Raw genomic sequence first — 17,862 nt, forward strand, 5'->3', positions numbered from 1 at the left:
TCAGTCGGGTATCAGCAACGGCACAATCGCCACTCATTAAAATGGAGTTTTACAGTGACTCAGATACCCGGGAATTTTGACGAATACTTGCATCTGTTCGCCCCACATGGCGGAACGGATATCTCCTATCGCGTCACCATTACCAACGTTACATCCAGACCAAGCAACGTATTTTGAGCAATTGGGATCGCGCACGCGGCAACAAGTTGCTTGACATCGGCGCACACTGGCTGCATCAAGCAATTCTCTATGCGATCGATGGCTTCGAAGTCACAGGAGTTGACTTACCTGTCACATTCGACCGGGATAACGTGCGTGCTCTCGCCAAAGCTCACGATATTCGGCTACTGCCCAACTCTGACCTTGAGCACGCCTCCGCGTTGAAGGAGATTCCGGACAACACGTTCGACATTGTGCTTTTTACTGAGATCATCGAGCACATCACTTTCAATCCGGTCGCGATGTGGAGACAGATCTATCGCATCATGAAACCTGGCGCACGATTGATTGTAACCACGCCGAACTACTACGCTTTGCGAGGCCGGAGTGGAATTTGAAGCGATTTCTTGCGCGTTTTGGCGGTGGCCTAGAGGTTCTGGACATCCTGAGTCGGCATACATACGCGCATCACTGGAAAGAATACTCACTGCGCGAGCTCATCTACTACTTCTGTGTACTATCACCGGATTTCGATTGCGTCGATAGAGCATACGTTGAGGAATACGAACCAGGTTATCTCGGCAAATATGGTGGCAAGATCGTGCATTGGATTGAACGGAGCGTACCACTATTGCGTCCCGATCTTTACCTTGTGGTAGAGCTCAAGAGCAAAGAAAAGGGTATTGTCGTCGAACCGCATCGGTGACTTGCATTAGTCATATTTCGTCTATCAAAATAATTATGTTCTCATGAAGAAAATGCAGTTATTGAAACGAGCGCGCGCTACCCCAGCGACGTCCCTCCTTAAGCTGCTCGCCGCGTTGTGTTTTCTCTTTGCCCTCTTTGTAGCACTGCGCTACGCCAACCAACTTCCGTTTGACCTGCATTCGTTCCGTCAAACGCAAACGGCGCTGACTTCGTATTGGTTCGTCCACGAGGGATTCCGGCTCGACTATCAAACCCCCGTCGTCGGTTATCCATGGTCGGTCCCGTTCGAATTTCCGATCTATCAGCTCCTCGTCGCCATCGTCGTCAAGGCCACCGGTGCGCGGCTCGACGTGGTCGGTCGCCTGCTGTCTTTCCTGTTCCTGGTCGGCTGCGTGTTTCCTGTGCGCAGCGTGATGCGCAAGCTCGATCTGTCGAGCACGGTCTTCTACGCCTTCGTCGCGCTGCTGTTTTCCAGCCCGATATACGTATATTGGGGGCGGACCTTCATGGTCGAGACCGCCGCGCTGTTTTTTGCTGTATGCGCATTGCCGTTCTTCGTCGACCTGCTGGACTCGCCTCGGGTGAAGCCCATCGCATGGTTCACCCTGTTTTCCACTTTGGCGATGCTGCAAAAAGCGACGACGGAACTGCCCCTGCTCATGGTGCTCGCCATGGTCTACGCCGTCCACGCGCTGCGCATCGGCGAGGGCTGGAAGGCCGCGTTCAATCCGCGCACGCTGGCAGTGGCTGTAGTCTGCTTCGCCATTCCCGTAGTCGTCGGCGCGGCTTGGACGATTTACACGGACCAGGTCAAGCAACTCAATCCGACCGGCACGCAACTGACGTCAGGCGCCCTGACCGAATGGAACTGGGGAACCCTGGCGCAACGCAGTTCACGCGATTTTTATCTCGAGGTGATCTGGCGGCGGCTGTTCGAACAGAATCTCGCCGGGCTACTCGGCCTGTTCGCGTATCTGTCAGCATTCATCCTGCTTCCGCGAACCCGCCGCAGGGAAAAATTCGTCGTCGCAATCTGCCTGCTCGCGGGGCTGCTGCCGCCGCTGATGTTCTCCAACCTGCATCGCGAGCACTTCTACTACCCAACGGCGAACGTGATTTTCCCGCTGTTCGGGCTTGCCGTCATCGCTGGCGCCTGCGCCGAGGAGGGCTCACGCCGTGCGGCACTCGCTCTGGTCGGTGTCGCCATCGCCGTCGTCACCAACCTGGCGGCTTTCCGCGAGCACTACTTTACCGTCGCTGCCACGCGATTCGACTCGTTCAATTCGCGCGATATAGCGATCGGTCGGATTCTCCGACGCGAAGTTCCGGAATCCCAATCCATCGCCGCCTACGGTTTCGACTGGAGCTCGACTGTCGCCTATTTTTCCGAACGCAAGGCGTTTACCGTCGCTCCATGGTTCAAGCGTTACGACGAGGCAGTGCAACATCCCGAAGCGTTCGTCGGCGATGCCCCGCTCGGTGGCGTCGCAGGGTGCCTGGCCGATGCCGACCCCTACTTCATGCCCATGCTACGCTCTGGGTTCACCAAGGGCTGGAACTTCGCCAGCACGCACGGTTGTTATGTCGCGACGCCCGAGCGGCCGCTGCCGAAACTCGACATGCCACCGCGCCGCAATGACGCCTGCGAAGGCAGTATCGACTCCGCTACTGCGCTGCTCGACCCGAAGACAAAAAAACCCCTCGACCATATCGTCCATATCTGGGGATGGACGACCGTATCCGGCGCCGATGGCAAGTCCGGTGGCGATGTCCATATCACGCTGACCGACGCGTCGGGCGCAACGACGATCCGCCGCGCTTTGCGCGTTCCGCGTGCAGATATCTCCGCCCAATTCCATCGCAAGAAGCTGGACGACGCCGGCTTCTCGCTGATCATGGACGCTTCGAAACTGGAAGGCCGCTACAAAGTCGGCGTGATCCGCGAGGCAAACGGGCAATTGGAAACCTGCCAGTGGCAGAAAGATCTTCTGATCGAATAGCCCGGCTCAGCGCGCGCGTTGCTCGTCCAGCGTCAGCGCCACCTTGTCGCGCAGATAGACCGGCAGCGCGGCTTCGGGTGCGGCCCCTTCGCCGCGGGCGAAACGCGGCGCGGCGAGGCGCAGCACGGCGCGCGCCTGCGGATAGCGTTTGCCGTCGGCGAATGAAGGCGATGCAGGCAGGCGCGCGGCAAGCGCTTCGCGATAGGCATCCCAGCCGCTGCCGACCACGCACCACTGCGCCTCGTGAACTTGTGGATTTTGCGGCAAAATCCACTTTTCCGCGGGACCGACCGCTTCGTCCGAAATCGCCTCGACCAGGCCTTCGGCCGTGCGCCGGAACGCTCCCGTGTAGACCTCGCCCATGCGCGCGTCGATCACGGCGAGGATGGGGGCATCGCGATGTGCCACGTCATCGGGCGCATCGAGCGCAAGCGCGGCGAGCGAGGATACCGGCACGACCGGCAGGTCGAGTCCGAGCGCGAGGCCTTGCGCGACCGAAATCGCCAGGCGCACGCCGGTAAACGCGCCGGGGCCGCGCCCGACCGCGATGCCGTCGAGATCGCGGCGAGCGAGTCCCGCTTCCGCGAGCAATGACTCGATCATCGGCAGGATCAGCTCGGCGTGTCGACGCGGCGCCAGCTCGCTGCGCTCGATAATCTTGCCGTCGAAGCCCAATGCGGCGGAACAGGCTTCGGTGGCGGTATCGATGGCAAGCAGGTTCATGGACAATTCTCGTTTTTGTTTGCCTTGCCCACGGGACAAGGGAAACATCAATTTGTTGCGGCGGCGTAAGTATACCAATCGACTTTCCGCGTCAGATACATCAGCGCCGCGACGACGGCGAGCAGCGCGATCGCTCCCATCAGCAACGAATACTGCTCGCTGACCACGAGACCATAGAGCAGCGCGTAGATCAGCGCCAGCGCGGCACCGAGCATGGCTCCCGCTTTGCGGGCCTGCAATACGGCTGCTGCGTAACCGCCGACGAGCAGGACCACGGCCGCCGCGGCGGCGAGATAGGCCCAGGCGAAACCGATCTGTTCGGACAGCGCGAGCAGCACAACGTAGAACGTCGTCAGCGCGAGCCCGACAAGCAGATATTGCACCGGATGCACGCGCAGTTTCTTCAATACCTCGAACAGGAAGAACGCGACGAAGGTGAGCGCGACAAACAGCACGCCGTATTTGCCCGCGCGTTCGTTCTGCTGATACAGGTCCGCCGGCTGATACAGGTTGACACCGAATGCCGCGGCGGCGGGATCGACGCCACCCTCGCCTTCTTGCCAGTGCTGGCCGTAGCTGCGGTTGAGATCGAGCACCTGCCATTGCGCGGAGAATCCCTTCTCGTCGACCGCGCGCTGCGCGGGCAGAAACGCGCCGCCGAAGCCGGGATTCGGCCACGGCGCGGCGAGATGCGCTTCGGTGCGGCGCGCGAGCGGCAGAAACTGCAGGCTGCCGGTGCCGGCGAGAGTCAGGTTCAACTCGAAGCGATGCGCTTCGTCGTCCTTTGGCGTCTTCAGCCAGCCGGACAGATCGATCGGAAGCGCGATCGCGCGCATCGCGCCGTTGCCGTTGGCGGGACCGAACGCGTGCTCGCCGTCATCGATCTTCAGCGCCGAGATGCGGCGGATGCCGCGCACGTCGGCCAGCGGCAGGCGCAGCTCGGCGCGATCGAAGAGATATGTCGTCTCGCGGGTCTCGTCGGGCGCAGCCTTGCGTCCTTCGAGCGCGCGCAGGTCGCGGGTGAGGAACTGTCCGGAGATTTTCAGCTCGCCCGTATACACCGGCGTCGAATAGATACCGTAGCTGCGTACCTCCGTTGCCAACGTGCCGTCGATATCGAGCCGGTCGGCGAGCAGGATCTCCGTGCTGTCCTGCGTGATCCAGCCGTTCGACGTCTGCACGCGCACGCGCTTGGGGATCGCGAGCACCGGACCGCCGACGTTCTGCGCCGCACCCCAACGTTGCGCGATATCGGCGAGCGCCTGCGCGCGCAAGCCGCTGCGCTCGCCGATCAGGCTCTGCACCTGGACCAGCGGGATCAGCATCAGCAGCGCGAGGAAACCGATGCCAAGCACCTTGAACGTGATCGATTGCGGAAGATTCAGTGCCATCGCCCGTCTCCGTGGAAGTCGAATGGCATTGCAGCGCTGGTGCGGGCGCGGTGTAGGGTGGGATTCGGGCGAAACGGAGACGGAAGCGGGCGATGCCGTGGCGCTAGCGTCAGAGAAGTTGCGGCGGGGATGCCTCGTAGCAGCGCAGCAACTGCTTGCACAGCGTCTCGTCGGTCGAATACTCGCTCGCATCGATCGAAGCGATCGGCCGCACCGGCACGCTCGCGTTGGTGAAGAACGCGGCGCGGAATTCGCCGATTTCTGCGAGCTGGACCGTGCGCACGACGCTGCCGATGCCCGCGCGCGCGAGACCCGCCTTGAGCAATTGCATGGAGACACCGTCGAGCTGTGGCGCATCCGGCCAGACGATGTCGCCGGCGCGATCGACGAAACCGATGTTCCAGATCGAGCCTTCGCTGATGCGGCCGTCGGCATCGACGAACAGCGCATCGTCGTATCCCGCCAGGCGGGCGAGACGGCGATGGTGGAACAGCGGGAACGTGCCGACGTGTTTGATCGACGGAAGGTCTCGCGCGTAGCGGAACGATTTCACGCGTAACGATGTGGCCGCATGGCTTGATGCGGGCGCGCCGATCACGAGCACATCGGCTTCAACCGCCTGATCGAGACGCTCGCGGTCGAGCGCGCGCGCGAAGACGTTGACGCGTACGGACAATTCGCGCGCCTCGCCCGCGACCGCTTGGCGCAGGTAGCCGCGCACACGCTCGCGATCAAGCTCGCTGCCGAACAGTTCGCGCGTGGCGTGCTGCAGGCGATCGAGATGCAGGTCGAGACCGCGCACCTTTCCATCCTCGACACGAAACGCGGTGAAGTGACCGTAGTTCGTCTGCACGAGATGACGCAGGTCGTCGGCACTTGCCGGCTCGCCGTTCAATAGGATTTTCATGCGCTCATCCATGAGCGCGAAGATCAAGAAGCGGCCGTACCTGACCGCACTTCTCAACAAAATCTCGATTGATCATGGCGTCGTCGCAATCGCGAAAAAATTCTGCACGTCGCCTAGCTCGCGCGTCAGCGGCATCGGCGGCAGGCTGCGCAGGAACAGTTTGCCGTAAGCCTTGGTCGTCAGGCGTGGATCGCACAGCATGAGCACGCCGCGGTCGGCGACATCGCGGATCAACCGCCCCGCCCCCTGCTTGAGCGCGATCACCGCGGCCGGCACCTGCCAGTCAAAGAACGGATTGGCGCCGCTATCGCGCAGCGCATTGAGGCGCGCGACGAGCACGGGGTCATCGGGTGCGGCAAACGGCAGCTTGTCGATGATGACGCAGCTAAGGGCCTCGCCCGCGACATCGACCCCCTCCCAGAAGCTCGCCGCACCGAGCAGCACGCCGTTGCCCGACTCGCGGAATTCGGTGAGCAACTGATGCCGCGGCGCCGTGCCCTGGATGAAAAGTGGAAAAGTGGAATCGGCAAGCAGTTCCGCCGCGCGGCGCAGCGCGCGATGCGAGGTGAACAGCAGGAACGTGCGCCCGCGCGCCGCGTCAAGAACGGGCCGCGCCGCTGCGATCACGCGCTCGGTGTAATCCTGCGCATTCGGGTCGGGCAGCCCTTTCGGTACATAGGCCAGGGCCTGGCGTGCGTAGTCGAACGGGCTGTCGAGACTCAGGCGCACCGGGTCATCGAGACCGAGTTGCCGCGAAAAATGCTGGAAGTCCCCGGCGACCGACAGCGTCGCCGAAGTGAAGATCCAGCTCGCGTGCGAGGCTTCGCGCAGCGCGCGCATCGGCGGCGCCAGGTCGAGCGGTGTCGCATGAAATGAAAAGCCTTGCTGGAACAACTCGTACCAATGCACGGCGTCGTGCGCGGCGCCGTCGAGCACCGCATGCAGGCGCTGGCACATGCCTTCGGCGCGTTGCTGTAGCGAATCCATCCCACGCGATCGTTCCGCATGCGGCGCCAGCGCCTCGGCGAGTTTGCGCAGCGCTTCTTCGAGCTCGTGCAGTTCGCTCTGCGCGATGCTGTCGTTCTCGATCAGTGCGAACGCGCCTTTCGCCGGCAGTTTGTCGAGCGCGAGGCGCGTGCGACGCAGCGCGGGCGCGACCGCCTCGATCGGCTCCTTCAGTGTGGCCAGTGCGCCCGTCACCGAGGCGCATTCGGCCAACGCGTCCTGCGCGAGTTCGGTGATCTGGCGCGAGGTGATGCTCGTGGAAAAGAACACACCTGCCAGTTCGGGAATCTGGTGCGCCTCGTCGAGAATGAAGGCCTGCGCGCCAGGAAGGATCTCGCCGAAGCCCTCCTGCTTGATCGCGAGATCGGCGAACAAGAGATGATGATTGACGACAACGAGATCGGCCTCCTGCGCTGCGCGCCGCGCCTTGACGACGAAGCAGTCTCCGAACATCGGACACTCGGCGCCGAGGCAATTCTCCGCGGTCGAAGTCACCCGCGGCCACAACGGCGAATCCTCAGGCACCTCGGCAAACTCGCCGCGATCGCCGGACCCCGTGCGTTTGGCCCAGGCGCGGATCGCCTGCAGATGCGCGACCTGCTCGCGCGAAGTCAGCCGCCCGTCGCGCGCGACCTGATCGGTGCGGTACAGGCACAGATAATTCGCCCGCCCCTTGAGCAAACTGGTCTTCAGCCGCGCACCGATCGTCGCACGCACGCGCGGCAGATCGCGATGGAAGAGCTGGTCCTGCAGTGTTTTCGTGCCGGTCGATACGATGATTCTTTTGCCCGAGCGCAGCGCGGGAACGAGGTAGGCGAACGTCTTGCCCGTGCCGGTGCCGGCTTCGGCGATCAGCGTCTCGCGATCGGCGATCGCCTCCTCGACCGCTTCGGCCATGACCTGCTGGGATTCACGCGCGGCGAAGTTCGGCACTTCGTGCGCGAACGGGCCGTTGGGGCCGAGCAGCTCGCGCGCGGATTGGCTATTCGCGTTCATGCCGCTGCGCTCCGCTTTTGCTTGTCTTTTCTCGTCATTCCCGAGTAGACGGGAATCGATTTTGAACTTGCTTTGCTGTTGGTCTTTTGCACCCGCATCCTTTCTCCTTTCCGCGCGCGTCCGGCGCGCGGGTCACTTTTCTTTGCTTGCACAAAGAAAAGTAACCAAAAGAAATGCACCCCGGATGCCGCGCTGCCTGCGGCAGTGCGCGAGGACAAGCCGGGGTTCGTTGATTGAACTTCCCTGTCCAAGCAACGAACTCGCGCGCATCCTGCGCGCGACCCTACAGACATTTCCGACCTGCCCTCGCCGCGGCAAACGGGGACCCTAAGATCAAGAGCCGAATCAAGAGCACGGCGTGGAGGGCTTTTTGCTTCTGCGCGCAGGAGCGCGCTGCTTCGGCTCTTCCGGGTCCCCATAGCATTGCGGCGGCAGCGGTCGAAAACGCCCGCAGGGTCAGCGCGATGGATCGCGCCGATTCCGTTGTCTGGACAGGGATGTGCAGTCAACGGAACCCGGCCGCTGACGCGGACCCTCTGGGCAGGATGCCAAAAGGGCGCAATGCTCTGGGGCGCATTCTCTTTGGTGACTTTCTCTTGGGCGAGCAAGAGAAAGTCACCCGCGCGCCGGACGCGCGCGGAACACTGAAGGGGCACGCAATAAGATGCTGAAGGCATAGGCTGCATGGCATCCATGCAGCCTGGATTCCGGCAGTCCCTGCCGGAATGACGAACAAAGGCCAAGCGCAGCGCCAACGTGTTAATAGCGCGCCGGCGCCGCCTGCTTGCACGCCGTGACCTGCGCCCGCGCCTGTTCGGCACCGGCGGCGTCACCGAGCGCGCTGCGCGTCTCGACCAGAGTCTGCTGGTTGCGTGCGCAGATCGCGCCGACCTTGGGGCCGGCGTCGAACGCTTTCTGCGCGGCCTCTCCGGCCTGGCGCCATTCGCGCAGCTGGATCAACAACTCGGCTTCGAACTGGAGGATTTCCGGCGTGGCGCCGCCGACCTTCTCGGCTTTGCGCAGGGACTCGAGCGCCTGCGCCGGCTGTGCCTGCGCTTCGAGGTCGCGCGCCTGCTTGAGCAGGCCTTCGACCGCGGGGTCGCGCAGCGGTTTCACCTCGAGCGCGGAATCGACCTTGGCCCCGGCCGCGCGGATCGCGATGACCGCGGCAGTCGGGTCGCGATCGGGCTTGGCCGCGGCCTTGGCCGGCGGTGCGGGTTGGGAGCAGGCGGAAAGCAGCGCGCCGGACGCGGCCGCGATGATCGCGAATCTGGAAAATTTCATTTGTGTACTCTGACTACCGAGCGACGACGTGGGGTCTGTTCACTCCGGCGAGCGATGCCGGGATGACAGCGGTCATAGTTTACGGCGTTCCGCTGAAGATCGAGCGAATTTCCTGCATCACGCAATGATCGGTCTCGGTCGGCGCGAAGCCGGCCATGAACGGCAGTTGGCGCGCGCCGGTGCATTGCGCTTCGGTGCGCTGGCCCGATTGCGGATTGACCGTGACCATCTCGATGCCGTCCAGCGGCACGTCCAGCGGTGCGCTCGGCAGCTTCTTGAACAGCGCGACCCACGCGGCGACGCCGCCGCTCCAGCTCCACAGACCGGTGACCTTGTTGTCGTCGCGGCCGACCCAGACGACGGCCAGATGCGAGCCGGTGAAGCCGGCGAACCAGGCGTCGCGCTGCGAGTCGCTGGTGCCGGTCTTGCCCGCAGCATGCAGACTGCCGAGACCCTGGTCGGAAATCGCATGCGCAGTGCCGTGCTCGGCGACGTCTTGCATGGCGAACGTGACCAGGCGCGCCGGCTGGATGTAGTTGCCGGCGCCGGGCTTGACGCCGTAGCGCGCGAGCGCCTTGCCTTGTGCATCGACCACGCCGCGCAGCGCGCGCAGCGGCAGCGCGTGGCCGTCGGCGGCGAAATACTGGTAGAGCTGGGCGACCTGGAACGGTGACAGGTCGACCGCGCCGAGCAGCAGCGAAGGATTCGGATTGATCTCGGCGTCGAGGCCGAACGATTCGAGCAGGCCGCGGATCTTCGGCAGGCCGAGCGCCATGCCCAGGTGCACGGTGGCGAGGTTGTACGAATGCGCGAGCACGTCGATCATCGGCACGTTGCCGTGGCTTTCGTGATCGTCGTTCTGCGGCGTCCAACGCGAACCGTTCGGCATCGCCATGTCCACCGGCGAATCGTCGAGCAGCGTCGCCAGCGAGTACTTGTCCGGCTGCGCGAGCGCGACGAGATTGACGAACGGCTTGACCAGCGAGCCGATCGGCCGCCGCGCCTCGAGCGCACGGTTGAAGCCGGGGTCGGCCGGATCGCGCGCGCCGATCAGCGCCTGCACTTCGCCGTCGCGCGCGCCGGTGACGACCATCGCGCCCTGCGTCTCGGCCTGCTTCTTGCCGAGGCCGTCGAGCGTCTTCACCAGCGCCTGCTCGGCCAGCGCCTGCGTCGACGGCGCGAGCGTGGTGTAGACGACGAGGCCGGCGCGTTGCAGCTGCGCATCGGGATAGTCGCGCGCCAGTTGCGCGCGCACGAGGTCGAGGAAGGCCGGAAAGCGGTTGCGCGGCAGGCCCGGCGTATCGGCGACGCCGAGCGCTGCCGCGCGCGCGGACTTGAGCGTATCGGCATCGATCAGGCCGGTCTCGAACAGCGAATTGAGCACGATGTTGCGCCGAGTCAGCGCCTGCTCCGGGTTGCGCCGCGGATCGTACAGGCTCGGCCCCTTGACCATACCGACCAGCAGCGCGATCTCGGCGGGCTTCAGATCCTTCGCGTCGCGGCCGAAGTAAAACTCCGCCGCCGCGGCGAAGCCATGCACGGCCTGTCCGCCCTGCTGGCCGAGAAACACCTCGTTGCAGTAGGTTTCAAGGATGCGGTGCTTGTCGTAGCGCGCCTCGATCAGCAGCGCGATGATCGCTTCGTTGAACTTGCGCGAAAAGTTGCGGCCGTTGTCGAGGAACAGGTTCTTGACCAATTGCTGAGTCAACGTGCTGCCGCCCTGCACGGCGTGGCCTGCGAACAGGTTGGCGAGCATCGCGCGCACGATTGCGAACGTATTGACGCCGTGATGGTGCTTGAACTCGCGGTCCTCGACCGCCTGCAGGCCGGCGACGAGGAGCGGCGGCAGTTGTTCGAGTTTGACCACGCGACGCTCCTCCTGCTCGGAGCCATAGAGCGTGGCGATGCGCGCGGGATCGAGGCGTGCGTAATCGAGTGCGGCGCCCGAATCGGCGTCGCTGACGCTGGCGACGGTGTTCGCCGCCAGCGTCACCGCGACGCGGCGCTGCTTTTGCGCGCCCTGCGCATCGACGAACGCGCGCCGGGCGATGATGAACTTCGCGCCATTGCGCGCGTAGGTGCCGGGCGCCTTCGCCGCCCCGGCGAAGGCATTCGGACTCGTCGCCGCTGCATCGGCCTCGTAGCGTGCAGCCTCGAGCTCGAGCAGCAATGCATCGGCCGACATCGGGGTGCCGGCGCGCAGTTCGAGCGGACGGGCATAGACGCGGCTGGGCAGATCCCAGGAAAAATCGTCGAAACGGCTGCGCAACTGCGCATCGAGGTTGTGCACGTACAACGGCAGGAAACCGAGCGCGAAGCCGAGCACCAGCCAGAACGGCACGCGCACGAAGCGCCAGAGAATACGCAGGGTTTGGGACAGGCCGGAGAGAAAAGACAATGCGCGCTTCAGGCTCGGTGGGAACAAGCAAAAGTCTACCCGATTCGCCTGAATGCCGAGCCGCCGCGATGACTTTGCGCGCGGCATCCGCGATAATTTCGCAGTTTTGCCACATTCGGCCCGGGATTGCGCAGATGTGCCCTGTCTCCTGTCCATCGGTTCGCAGCCGCATTTCCATGCGCGCCGATTCCGCGGCCCCCAGCATGCAACGGACTTTGCTTTGACCGAATCCAAATCCACCCACCGACTGCGCCTGTGCGTGTTCGGCGCGCAGCCCGCAAGCACGGAATGGTTGGCACGCCTGCGCAAGGACATCGCCGACGCGGAGCTCGAGCTTTTCGGCGCCTCGCGCGCGCAGGCCGGAGCCGCGGCGGGCAGAGCGAGCGATGATGCCGCGGCCGTTCTGCGCGCCGCCGCGAGTGCGTGGCCGGGCGAGGATCTGGTTCTGCTGCGCGCGAATGTCGTGTTGCCGCCGCACTGGTTCGTCCGCATTATGCGCGCGATCAGCGCCGACGATGTGCTCGTGGCCTCTCCGCTCGATAACGTCGATCCAGGCCGATCGCCGCTGACGACCGGCCTGCACAGCGCTGCCGATGCTGCGGCTGTCGACGCGTGCTGCCATGCCTACGGCCGCGGCCGCGCGATCGCGGCTTCGGCCTGGTCGCCGCTGCTGAGCGCCTGGAACGGCGCACGCCTGCGCCAGGCCGGCGCGGAAAAAGTACAGTCGTATACTTTGCCGCAAACGCTGGCGCCACTGCGCGGCGTGGTCCTCGACCATCTCTATGTCGCCGACCCCGCGCGTGCGCTGCGCGGACCGGCGCCGCTGCCGCCCGGCGGCGATGCGGAGCCACCCTCGCCTCTCGGCGAACTGCGCGAAAAGGTATCCGCGGCGCTGGCAAGGAACGCGCAACCCGGACGCGACCCGCTGCCACCCTACTTCGGCCTCGACGGCAAGCCCGTCGTGCTGCACGTGCTACACGGCTGGGGCGGTGGTGCCGAGCGTTTCGTGCGCGATCTCGCAGGAATCGACTCGGCAAGACACCATCTCGTTCTGTGCGCGCGAGGCAATTCTCAGCGCCGATGCTATGGCGAATCGCTTGATCTCGTCGACGGCACGTTTTCCACGCCAGCGCTGCGCAGCCTCGTGCTGCCCGATCCGATCCGCAGCACCACGCTCGGCGACGCGACGTACAAAGCGTTCCTCGACGCGCTGCTGGGCGATTTCCACGTCGATGCGGTGATGGTGTCCTCGCTGATCGGGCACAGCCTGGATGCGCTGCGCACCGGCCTGCCGACCGTGATCGTCACCCACGACTACTATCCGCTGTGGCCGATCCTGCATCGCGACTTCGGCGACGCGGGTCTCGCCTTCGACGATGCCCAACTCGTCGCCGACCTGCGTAACTCGCGCGCGGATTTTGAATTCGCCGAGCGCGACGCGGACTACTGGCGCAGCCTGCGCGATGCCTACGTCGCTACCGTGCTCGCCGCGAAGGCGCACATCGTCGCGCCGAGCCGGTCGGCGCTGGCCAACCTGTTGCGCATCGAACCGCGCTTCGCGCCGCTGGTCGCAAGCGTGATTGCACATGGCATCGCCTCATGGCCGGCGGATGCGCCGGTGCCGACGCCGGCGCCACCCGAACGCGACCGCCTACGCCTGGTCGTGCCCGGTCGCGTGCGTCGCGGCAAGGGCGCGGAACTGCTGCGCGCTGCGCTGCCGATGCTGCGCGAGCATGCCGAGATCTTCCTGCTCGGCGCCGGCGCCGAGGGCGAACAGTTCTTCGGCGAAGCGAACGTGCACGTCGTGCTCAACTACCGACGCGAGGAATTGCCGGCCCTGCTCGCACGCATCCGGCCGGATGCGGCGCTGCTGCTGCCCACCGTCGCTGAAACCTTCAGTTATACGCTGTCGGAACTGGCGAGCCTCGGCATTCCGGTCATCGCTACCCGGCTCGGTGCGCTCGCGGAGCGCATCGAAGAGGGAGCGAGCGGCTGGCTGGTCGAGCCGCAGGCCGAGGCGGTCGCCAGCTGCGTCGAGCGGCTCGCGCGAAATCCCGCGGCGATCGCGGCGGCACGCACGGCACTCGCCAGCGTCTTGCCCCGCAATCTCGCGCAGATGGCCGCGGACTATGCCCAACTGCTGCCTCAGGCGCCTGCGAGGACGGCAGCGACGCCGGTATCGCTGCCGACCCCGGATGCGCTCGCGGCGCAGACTCGCACCGGCCTGCTCGGCGACGCGCAGCGACTCAGTGCCAGGCTGCGCGATGAAATTGCGCAGCAACAAAAAGAGCTGTCGCAGCGGGCCGAATGGGCAATCGACCTCGAACGTGAAGTAAGCCATGGTCGAAAGGTCATCGCCGAACGCGAACGAACAATCGGCGAACGCACGAAGTGGGCGCGCCAAGCCGCGGCACGCGAGAGAGCTGCGCAAAGCGCATTGGAAGAGCGCACGCAATGGGCACTGGAACTCGACCGCCAGTTGCAGGAAGCACGCGACGAATACGCCCGGCTCAGCAACGCACACATTCAGCTGCAAGGCGACTTAGACGAGCGCACGCGCTGGGCGCTGCAACTCAACAATCAGGTTCAGGAAATGTTCGCGAGCACGTCATGGCGCGTCACCCGCCCGCTGCGCTTCGTGATGCGCAAACTGCGAGATACGCGCACCCGCATCGCCTTCCAGCTCAAGCGCGTACGCAGCGCGGGCATACGCACGCGCGGCAGCCTCGCGCGACGCGGACTGCTCGGCACGTTCCGCCGCATCGGCGACGAACTGGCGCGCAAGCGCGGCGCGCCGGTGCCCGCGCCGATCGTCGACACGCCGGCCGCACCGACCGCGACCGATGCGCCACTGGAAACCTTCGCCGTACCCACCTCGGCACGGCCGCTGGTGAGTATCGTCATTCCGGTCTACAACAAGGTCGAATACACAGTCGCCTGCCTGCGTTCGCTTGCCGAGCGCGCGGGCGCCACGGCGTTCGAGGTGATCGTCGTCGACGACGGCTCCAGCGATGCGACACCGGCGCAGCTAGCGCAGATCGACGGCATCCGCGCTCTGCGCAACGAGCGCAACCTCGGCTTCATCGGCTCCTGCAATGCGGGAGCCGCAATGGCAAGCGGCGAGTACGTGCTGTTCCTCAACAACGACACCGTCGTCACCCGTGGCTGGCTCGAAGCGCTGGTCGCCTGCTTTGCCGAGGAAACCGATGCCGGCCTCGTCGGCGCCAAACTCGTCTATCCGGATGGGCGCCTGCAGGAAGCCGGCGGCATCGTCTTCCGCGACGGTTCGGGCTGGAACTACGGCCGCTTCGACAACCCCGGCGATCCGCGCTACGAATTCCGCCGCGAAGCCGACTACTGCTCCGGCGCGGCGATCATGCTGCGGCGCGAATTCTTCAACGAGCTCGGCGGCTTCGACTCGCGCTACGCACCGGCCTACTACGAAGACACCGATCTCGCCTTCGCCGTGCGCGCTGCCGGCAAGAAGGTTTTCTACGAGCCGCGCTCGGTCGTCGTCCATTTCGAGGGCGTCACCTCGGGCACCGATGTCGGCAGCGGCATCAAGCAGTACCAGGTCGTCAACCGCGAAAAATTCCTCGACAAGTGGAAGGCGGCGCTCACCCTGCAGCCGGCGCCGATCGACAATGCCAAGCACGCCGCCGCAGCAGCGAACTTCCGCGATGCGCGGCGCGTGCTGATCATCGATTCGTACACGCCGCGGCCGGACCAGGATTCGGGTTCGCTGCGCATGACCAACCTCATACGCCTGCTGCGCGAACTCGGCTATCGAGTCAGTTTCCTGCCCGAGAATCACGCCCATGACGGGCGCTATACCGAGGCGCTGCAAGCGCTCGGTGTCGAAGCGCTCTACCACCCGTTCGTTGCCGATGCAGGCGCATGGCTGCGCACGAACGGGCCCGAACTCGACGTCGTCGTGCTCTCGCGCCACTACGTCGCCGAGAAATATCTCGACCTCGTCTACCTGTATGCACGGCGCGCGAAAATGATCTTCGACACCGTCGACCTGCACTATCTGCGCGAGCAGCGCACGGCGCAGATCGAAGGCAGCGCCGAGCTCGCGCGCCAGGCCGCGGCGACGCGGGCGAGCGAACTGCGCATGATGGACGAATGCGACCTCACCCTCGTCGTCAGCGAAACGGAAAAGACCCTGCTCGCGCGCGAGGCGCCTGGCGTGCCGGTCGCGGTATTGAGCAACGTGCACGAGATCTACGGCTGCCGGCGTGAGTTCGCCGCGCGCGAGGGCATCGTCTTCGTCGGCAGTTTCCAGCACCCGCCGAACGTCGATGCGGTGCTCTGGTTCGTGCGCGAGGTGTTCCCGCTGCTGCGCGCGCAGGCGAAGATCGACCTGCACGTCATCGGTGCCGGCGCACCGGATTCGATCGCCAAGCTGGCGGTCGACGGTGTGATCGTGCATGGCTACGTCGCCGACCTCGCGCCGTTCATGGACGGCTGCCGCATCTCGATCGCGCCGCTGCGCGTCGGCGCGGGTGTCAAGGGCAAGGTCAACATGGCGATGAGCTACGGCCTGCCCGTGGTCGCGACGACGACCGCGGTTGAAGGCATGCACGTCAACGCCGGCAGCGACGTCCTCGTCGCCGACACGCCTGCCGACTTCGCCGCCGCGATCCTGCGCCTCTACGCCGACGAAACGCTGTGGAACACCTTGTCGGCGAATGGGCTCGTCAACGTGAGTTCCCACTTCTCGTTCGATGCGGCACGAGCGGCGCTGAGAGCGATACTGCCGGCTTGACACGCTGGCGCTCTCTCATAGTCCCCGCGACGGAGTAAGAGGGGACGCAAACTCGATGCTTGTTTTGCGCTTGATTTCTTGTAATCGCGTCCATTCGTTTTTCCGCGCGCGTCCAGCGCGCGGGTCACTTTCTCTTGCTTGTGCAAGAGAAAGTGACCAAAGAGAACACACCCCGGATGCCGCGCTGCCTGCGGCAGTTCGCGAGGTCAGGCCGGGGTTCGTTGATTGAACTTCCCTGTCCAAGCAACGAACTCGCGCGCATCGTGCGCGCGACCTTTCAGGCATTTCCGTCCTGCCCTCGCCGCGGCAAACGGGGACCCGAAGATCAACAGCCAGATCAAAAGCAACGGCGTGCGACGCCTTTGCTTTTCCGTTGCCTTGCTTCTGCGCGCAGGAGCGCGCTGCTTCGCTCTCCCGGGTCCCCATTGCATTGCGGCGGCAGCGGGCGGAAACGCCCGCAGGGGGCGCGCGAGGATCGCGCGCATTCCGCTATTGCACAGGGACGTGCAATTAGCGGAACCCGGCCGCTGACGCGTACCCGACGCGCAGGATGCGCGTCGGGCGCAATGCTCTGGGGCGTGTCTCTTTGCCTACTTTCTCTGCACGAGTAGAGAAAGTAGGCCGCTCGTCCGCTGGACGAGCGGAAGTCCTTGCTTTAAAAATCCAAGGTCAAAAAGCAAAAGTGAACTACACAGGAATAACGAGCAAAACTCAAAACTCGAGCGAAGACTCCCCCGTCACCTGCGCATCCGCAGCGTAGCGCCGCTCGCGCAGGACGGAACCGCCGTCCGCTCGCGCATAGGCGAGCGTGCTCGCGCGCGTGCCATAGGCTTCACCGTGCGCGGTCATCGGCATGACGAAGATCGATGCAAGGCGACGTTCGAGTTCGAGGCCGATGCCGGTGTCGGGCAAGTCCACGTCGGCGGGGCGCGTATCGTCGAAGAGCAGATCGAGAAATGTGGAATCTTCCACTTTTCCATTTTGCAGCAGAGTGGAAAAATTAGCCTGCAGGCGCCGCATCTTCGGCCATTCGTCTTCGAGCGAACCGTTGCTGAAGGCGTGCACGCCGTCGCCGAGCCGACGCACGCTGGCGTCGATGCTGCTGACGAAATAGGCGCCGCCGCCGTCGCCGACGACGAGGTTGAACGGCCCGTATTCTGCGCATTCGCGCGCAACAGTCGCGGCATACGCCGCCGGCATCGCGGCACCAGTGACGAACTCGCCGACCAGCGCGCCACGCGAACGCGGTGCCGGCGATGCGCCGGGCCGACGCACGTTAGTGACGGCGGCGTAGCGGCCGTTGCAGTTAACCGCGAGCCACGAACCTCCGGCCACAAGATCGCGCCCGCCGAATACGCCGGATGCATCAGCCCATTCGCGAGCCGGCGCCGTCGGCCGCGCGTGGAACTCGTCGCGGTTGCCAAGCAGGAGCCAGGGGCGATCGGCGACGACATTAAGGGCGAGCAGCAACAGGCACATGGAAATCCGGAAGAGAGACGAGCGAAGCTCTCGCTTAACAT

At 64.6% G+C, this 17,862-nt stretch carries 11 protein-coding genes and 1 pseudogene; 5 read left to right on the plus strand and 7 right to left on the minus strand.

Annotation, left to right across the window (positions count from 1 at the left end):
• The first annotated feature begins 83 nt into the window (after window positions 1-83).
• The 3 genes from F455_RS0116465 to F455_RS0116470 are packed head-to-tail and all read left to right on the plus strand — an operon-like array spanning window position 84 to window position 2,867.
• On the plus strand, window positions 84-557 hold the full coding sequence (locus tag F455_RS0116465) for a class I SAM-dependent methyltransferase (protein ID WP_083918995.1): 474 nt from the start codon (window positions 84-86) through the stop codon (window positions 555-557).
• A complete protein-coding gene (locus F455_RS23080) occupies window positions 554-865 on the plus strand; it encodes a hypothetical protein (RefSeq protein ID WP_157578945.1) in 312 nt (103 codons plus the stop codon). Before F455_RS0116465 ends, F455_RS23080 begins: the two co-directional genes overlap by 4 nt.
• A 43-nt stretch (window positions 866-908) precedes the next feature.
• Complete coding sequence (locus F455_RS0116470; RefSeq protein ID WP_157578947.1) at window positions 909-2,867, plus strand: ArnT family glycosyltransferase; 1,959 nt, start codon at window positions 909-911, stop codon at window positions 2,865-2,867.
• Between the two features lie 6 nt (window positions 2,868-2,873).
• On the opposite strand, the gene tsaB is transcribed toward F455_RS0116470, so the two are convergent.
• The 6 genes from tsaB to mrcB form a co-directional block, all read right to left on the minus strand.
• Window positions 2,874-3,590: a tRNA (adenosine(37)-N6)-threonylcarbamoyltransferase complex dimerization subunit type 1 TsaB gene (tsaB, locus tag F455_RS0116475; RefSeq protein ID WP_018974420.1), complete on the minus strand. Its 717-nt coding sequence runs from the start codon at window positions 3,588-3,590 to the stop codon at window positions 2,874-2,876.
• Between the two features lie 47 nt (window positions 3,591-3,637).
• Window positions 3,638-4,981 (minus strand): cell envelope integrity protein CreD, encoded by a 1,344-nt coding sequence (gene creD, locus F455_RS0116480; protein ID WP_018974421.1) that lies wholly within the window; start codon window positions 4,979-4,981, stop codon window positions 3,638-3,640.
• Between the two features lie 109 nt (window positions 4,982-5,090).
• Window positions 5,091-5,888, minus strand: a complete 798-nt coding sequence (locus F455_RS0116485) for an aminotransferase class IV family protein (RefSeq protein ID WP_026293471.1) — start codon at window positions 5,886-5,888, stop codon at window positions 5,091-5,093.
• Between the two features lie 72 nt (window positions 5,889-5,960).
• Window positions 5,961-7,889: a DNA repair helicase YoaA gene (gene yoaA / locus F455_RS0116490; RefSeq protein ID WP_018974423.1), complete on the minus strand. Its 1,929-nt coding sequence runs from the start codon at window positions 7,887-7,889 to the stop codon at window positions 5,961-5,963.
• Window positions 7,890-8,648: 759 nt separating this feature from the next.
• Window positions 8,649-9,173, minus strand: coding sequence for a hypothetical protein (locus F455_RS21205; protein WP_018974424.1), 525 nt, complete (start codon window positions 9,171-9,173; stop codon window positions 8,649-8,651).
• A gap of 79 nt (window positions 9,174-9,252) precedes the next feature.
• Window positions 9,253-11,571 carry a penicillin-binding protein 1B gene (gene mrcB, locus F455_RS21210; RefSeq protein ID WP_051084228.1) on the minus strand — a complete coding sequence of 773 codons (2,319 nt, stop codon included), beginning with the start codon at window positions 11,569-11,571 and terminating at the stop codon, window positions 9,253-9,255.
• Window positions 11,572-12,811: 1,240 nt separating this feature from the next.
• Here mrcB and F455_RS23670 point away from each other — a divergent pair.
• A pseudogene (locus F455_RS23670) lies at window positions 12,812-13,615 on the plus strand (glycosyltransferase family 4 protein); the annotation flags it as partial.
• Window positions 13,616-14,212: 597 nt separating this feature from the next.
• Window positions 14,213-16,342 (plus strand): glycosyltransferase, encoded by a 2,130-nt coding sequence (locus F455_RS23675; protein WP_425413747.1) that lies wholly within the window; start codon window positions 14,213-14,215, stop codon window positions 16,340-16,342.
• Between the two features lie 711 nt (window positions 16,343-17,053).
• On the opposite strand, the gene F455_RS21215 is transcribed toward F455_RS23675, so the two are convergent.
• On the minus strand, window positions 17,054-17,821 hold the full coding sequence (locus F455_RS21215; protein WP_018974427.1) for an NRDE family protein: 768 nt from the start codon (window positions 17,819-17,821) through the stop codon (window positions 17,054-17,056).
• Window positions 17,822-17,862: the final 41 nt, after the last annotated feature.

It is taken from the genome of Rudaea cellulosilytica DSM 22992 (assembly GCF_000378125.1).
GTDB lineage: Bacteria > Pseudomonadota > Gammaproteobacteria > Xanthomonadales > Rhodanobacteraceae > Rudaea > Rudaea cellulosilytica.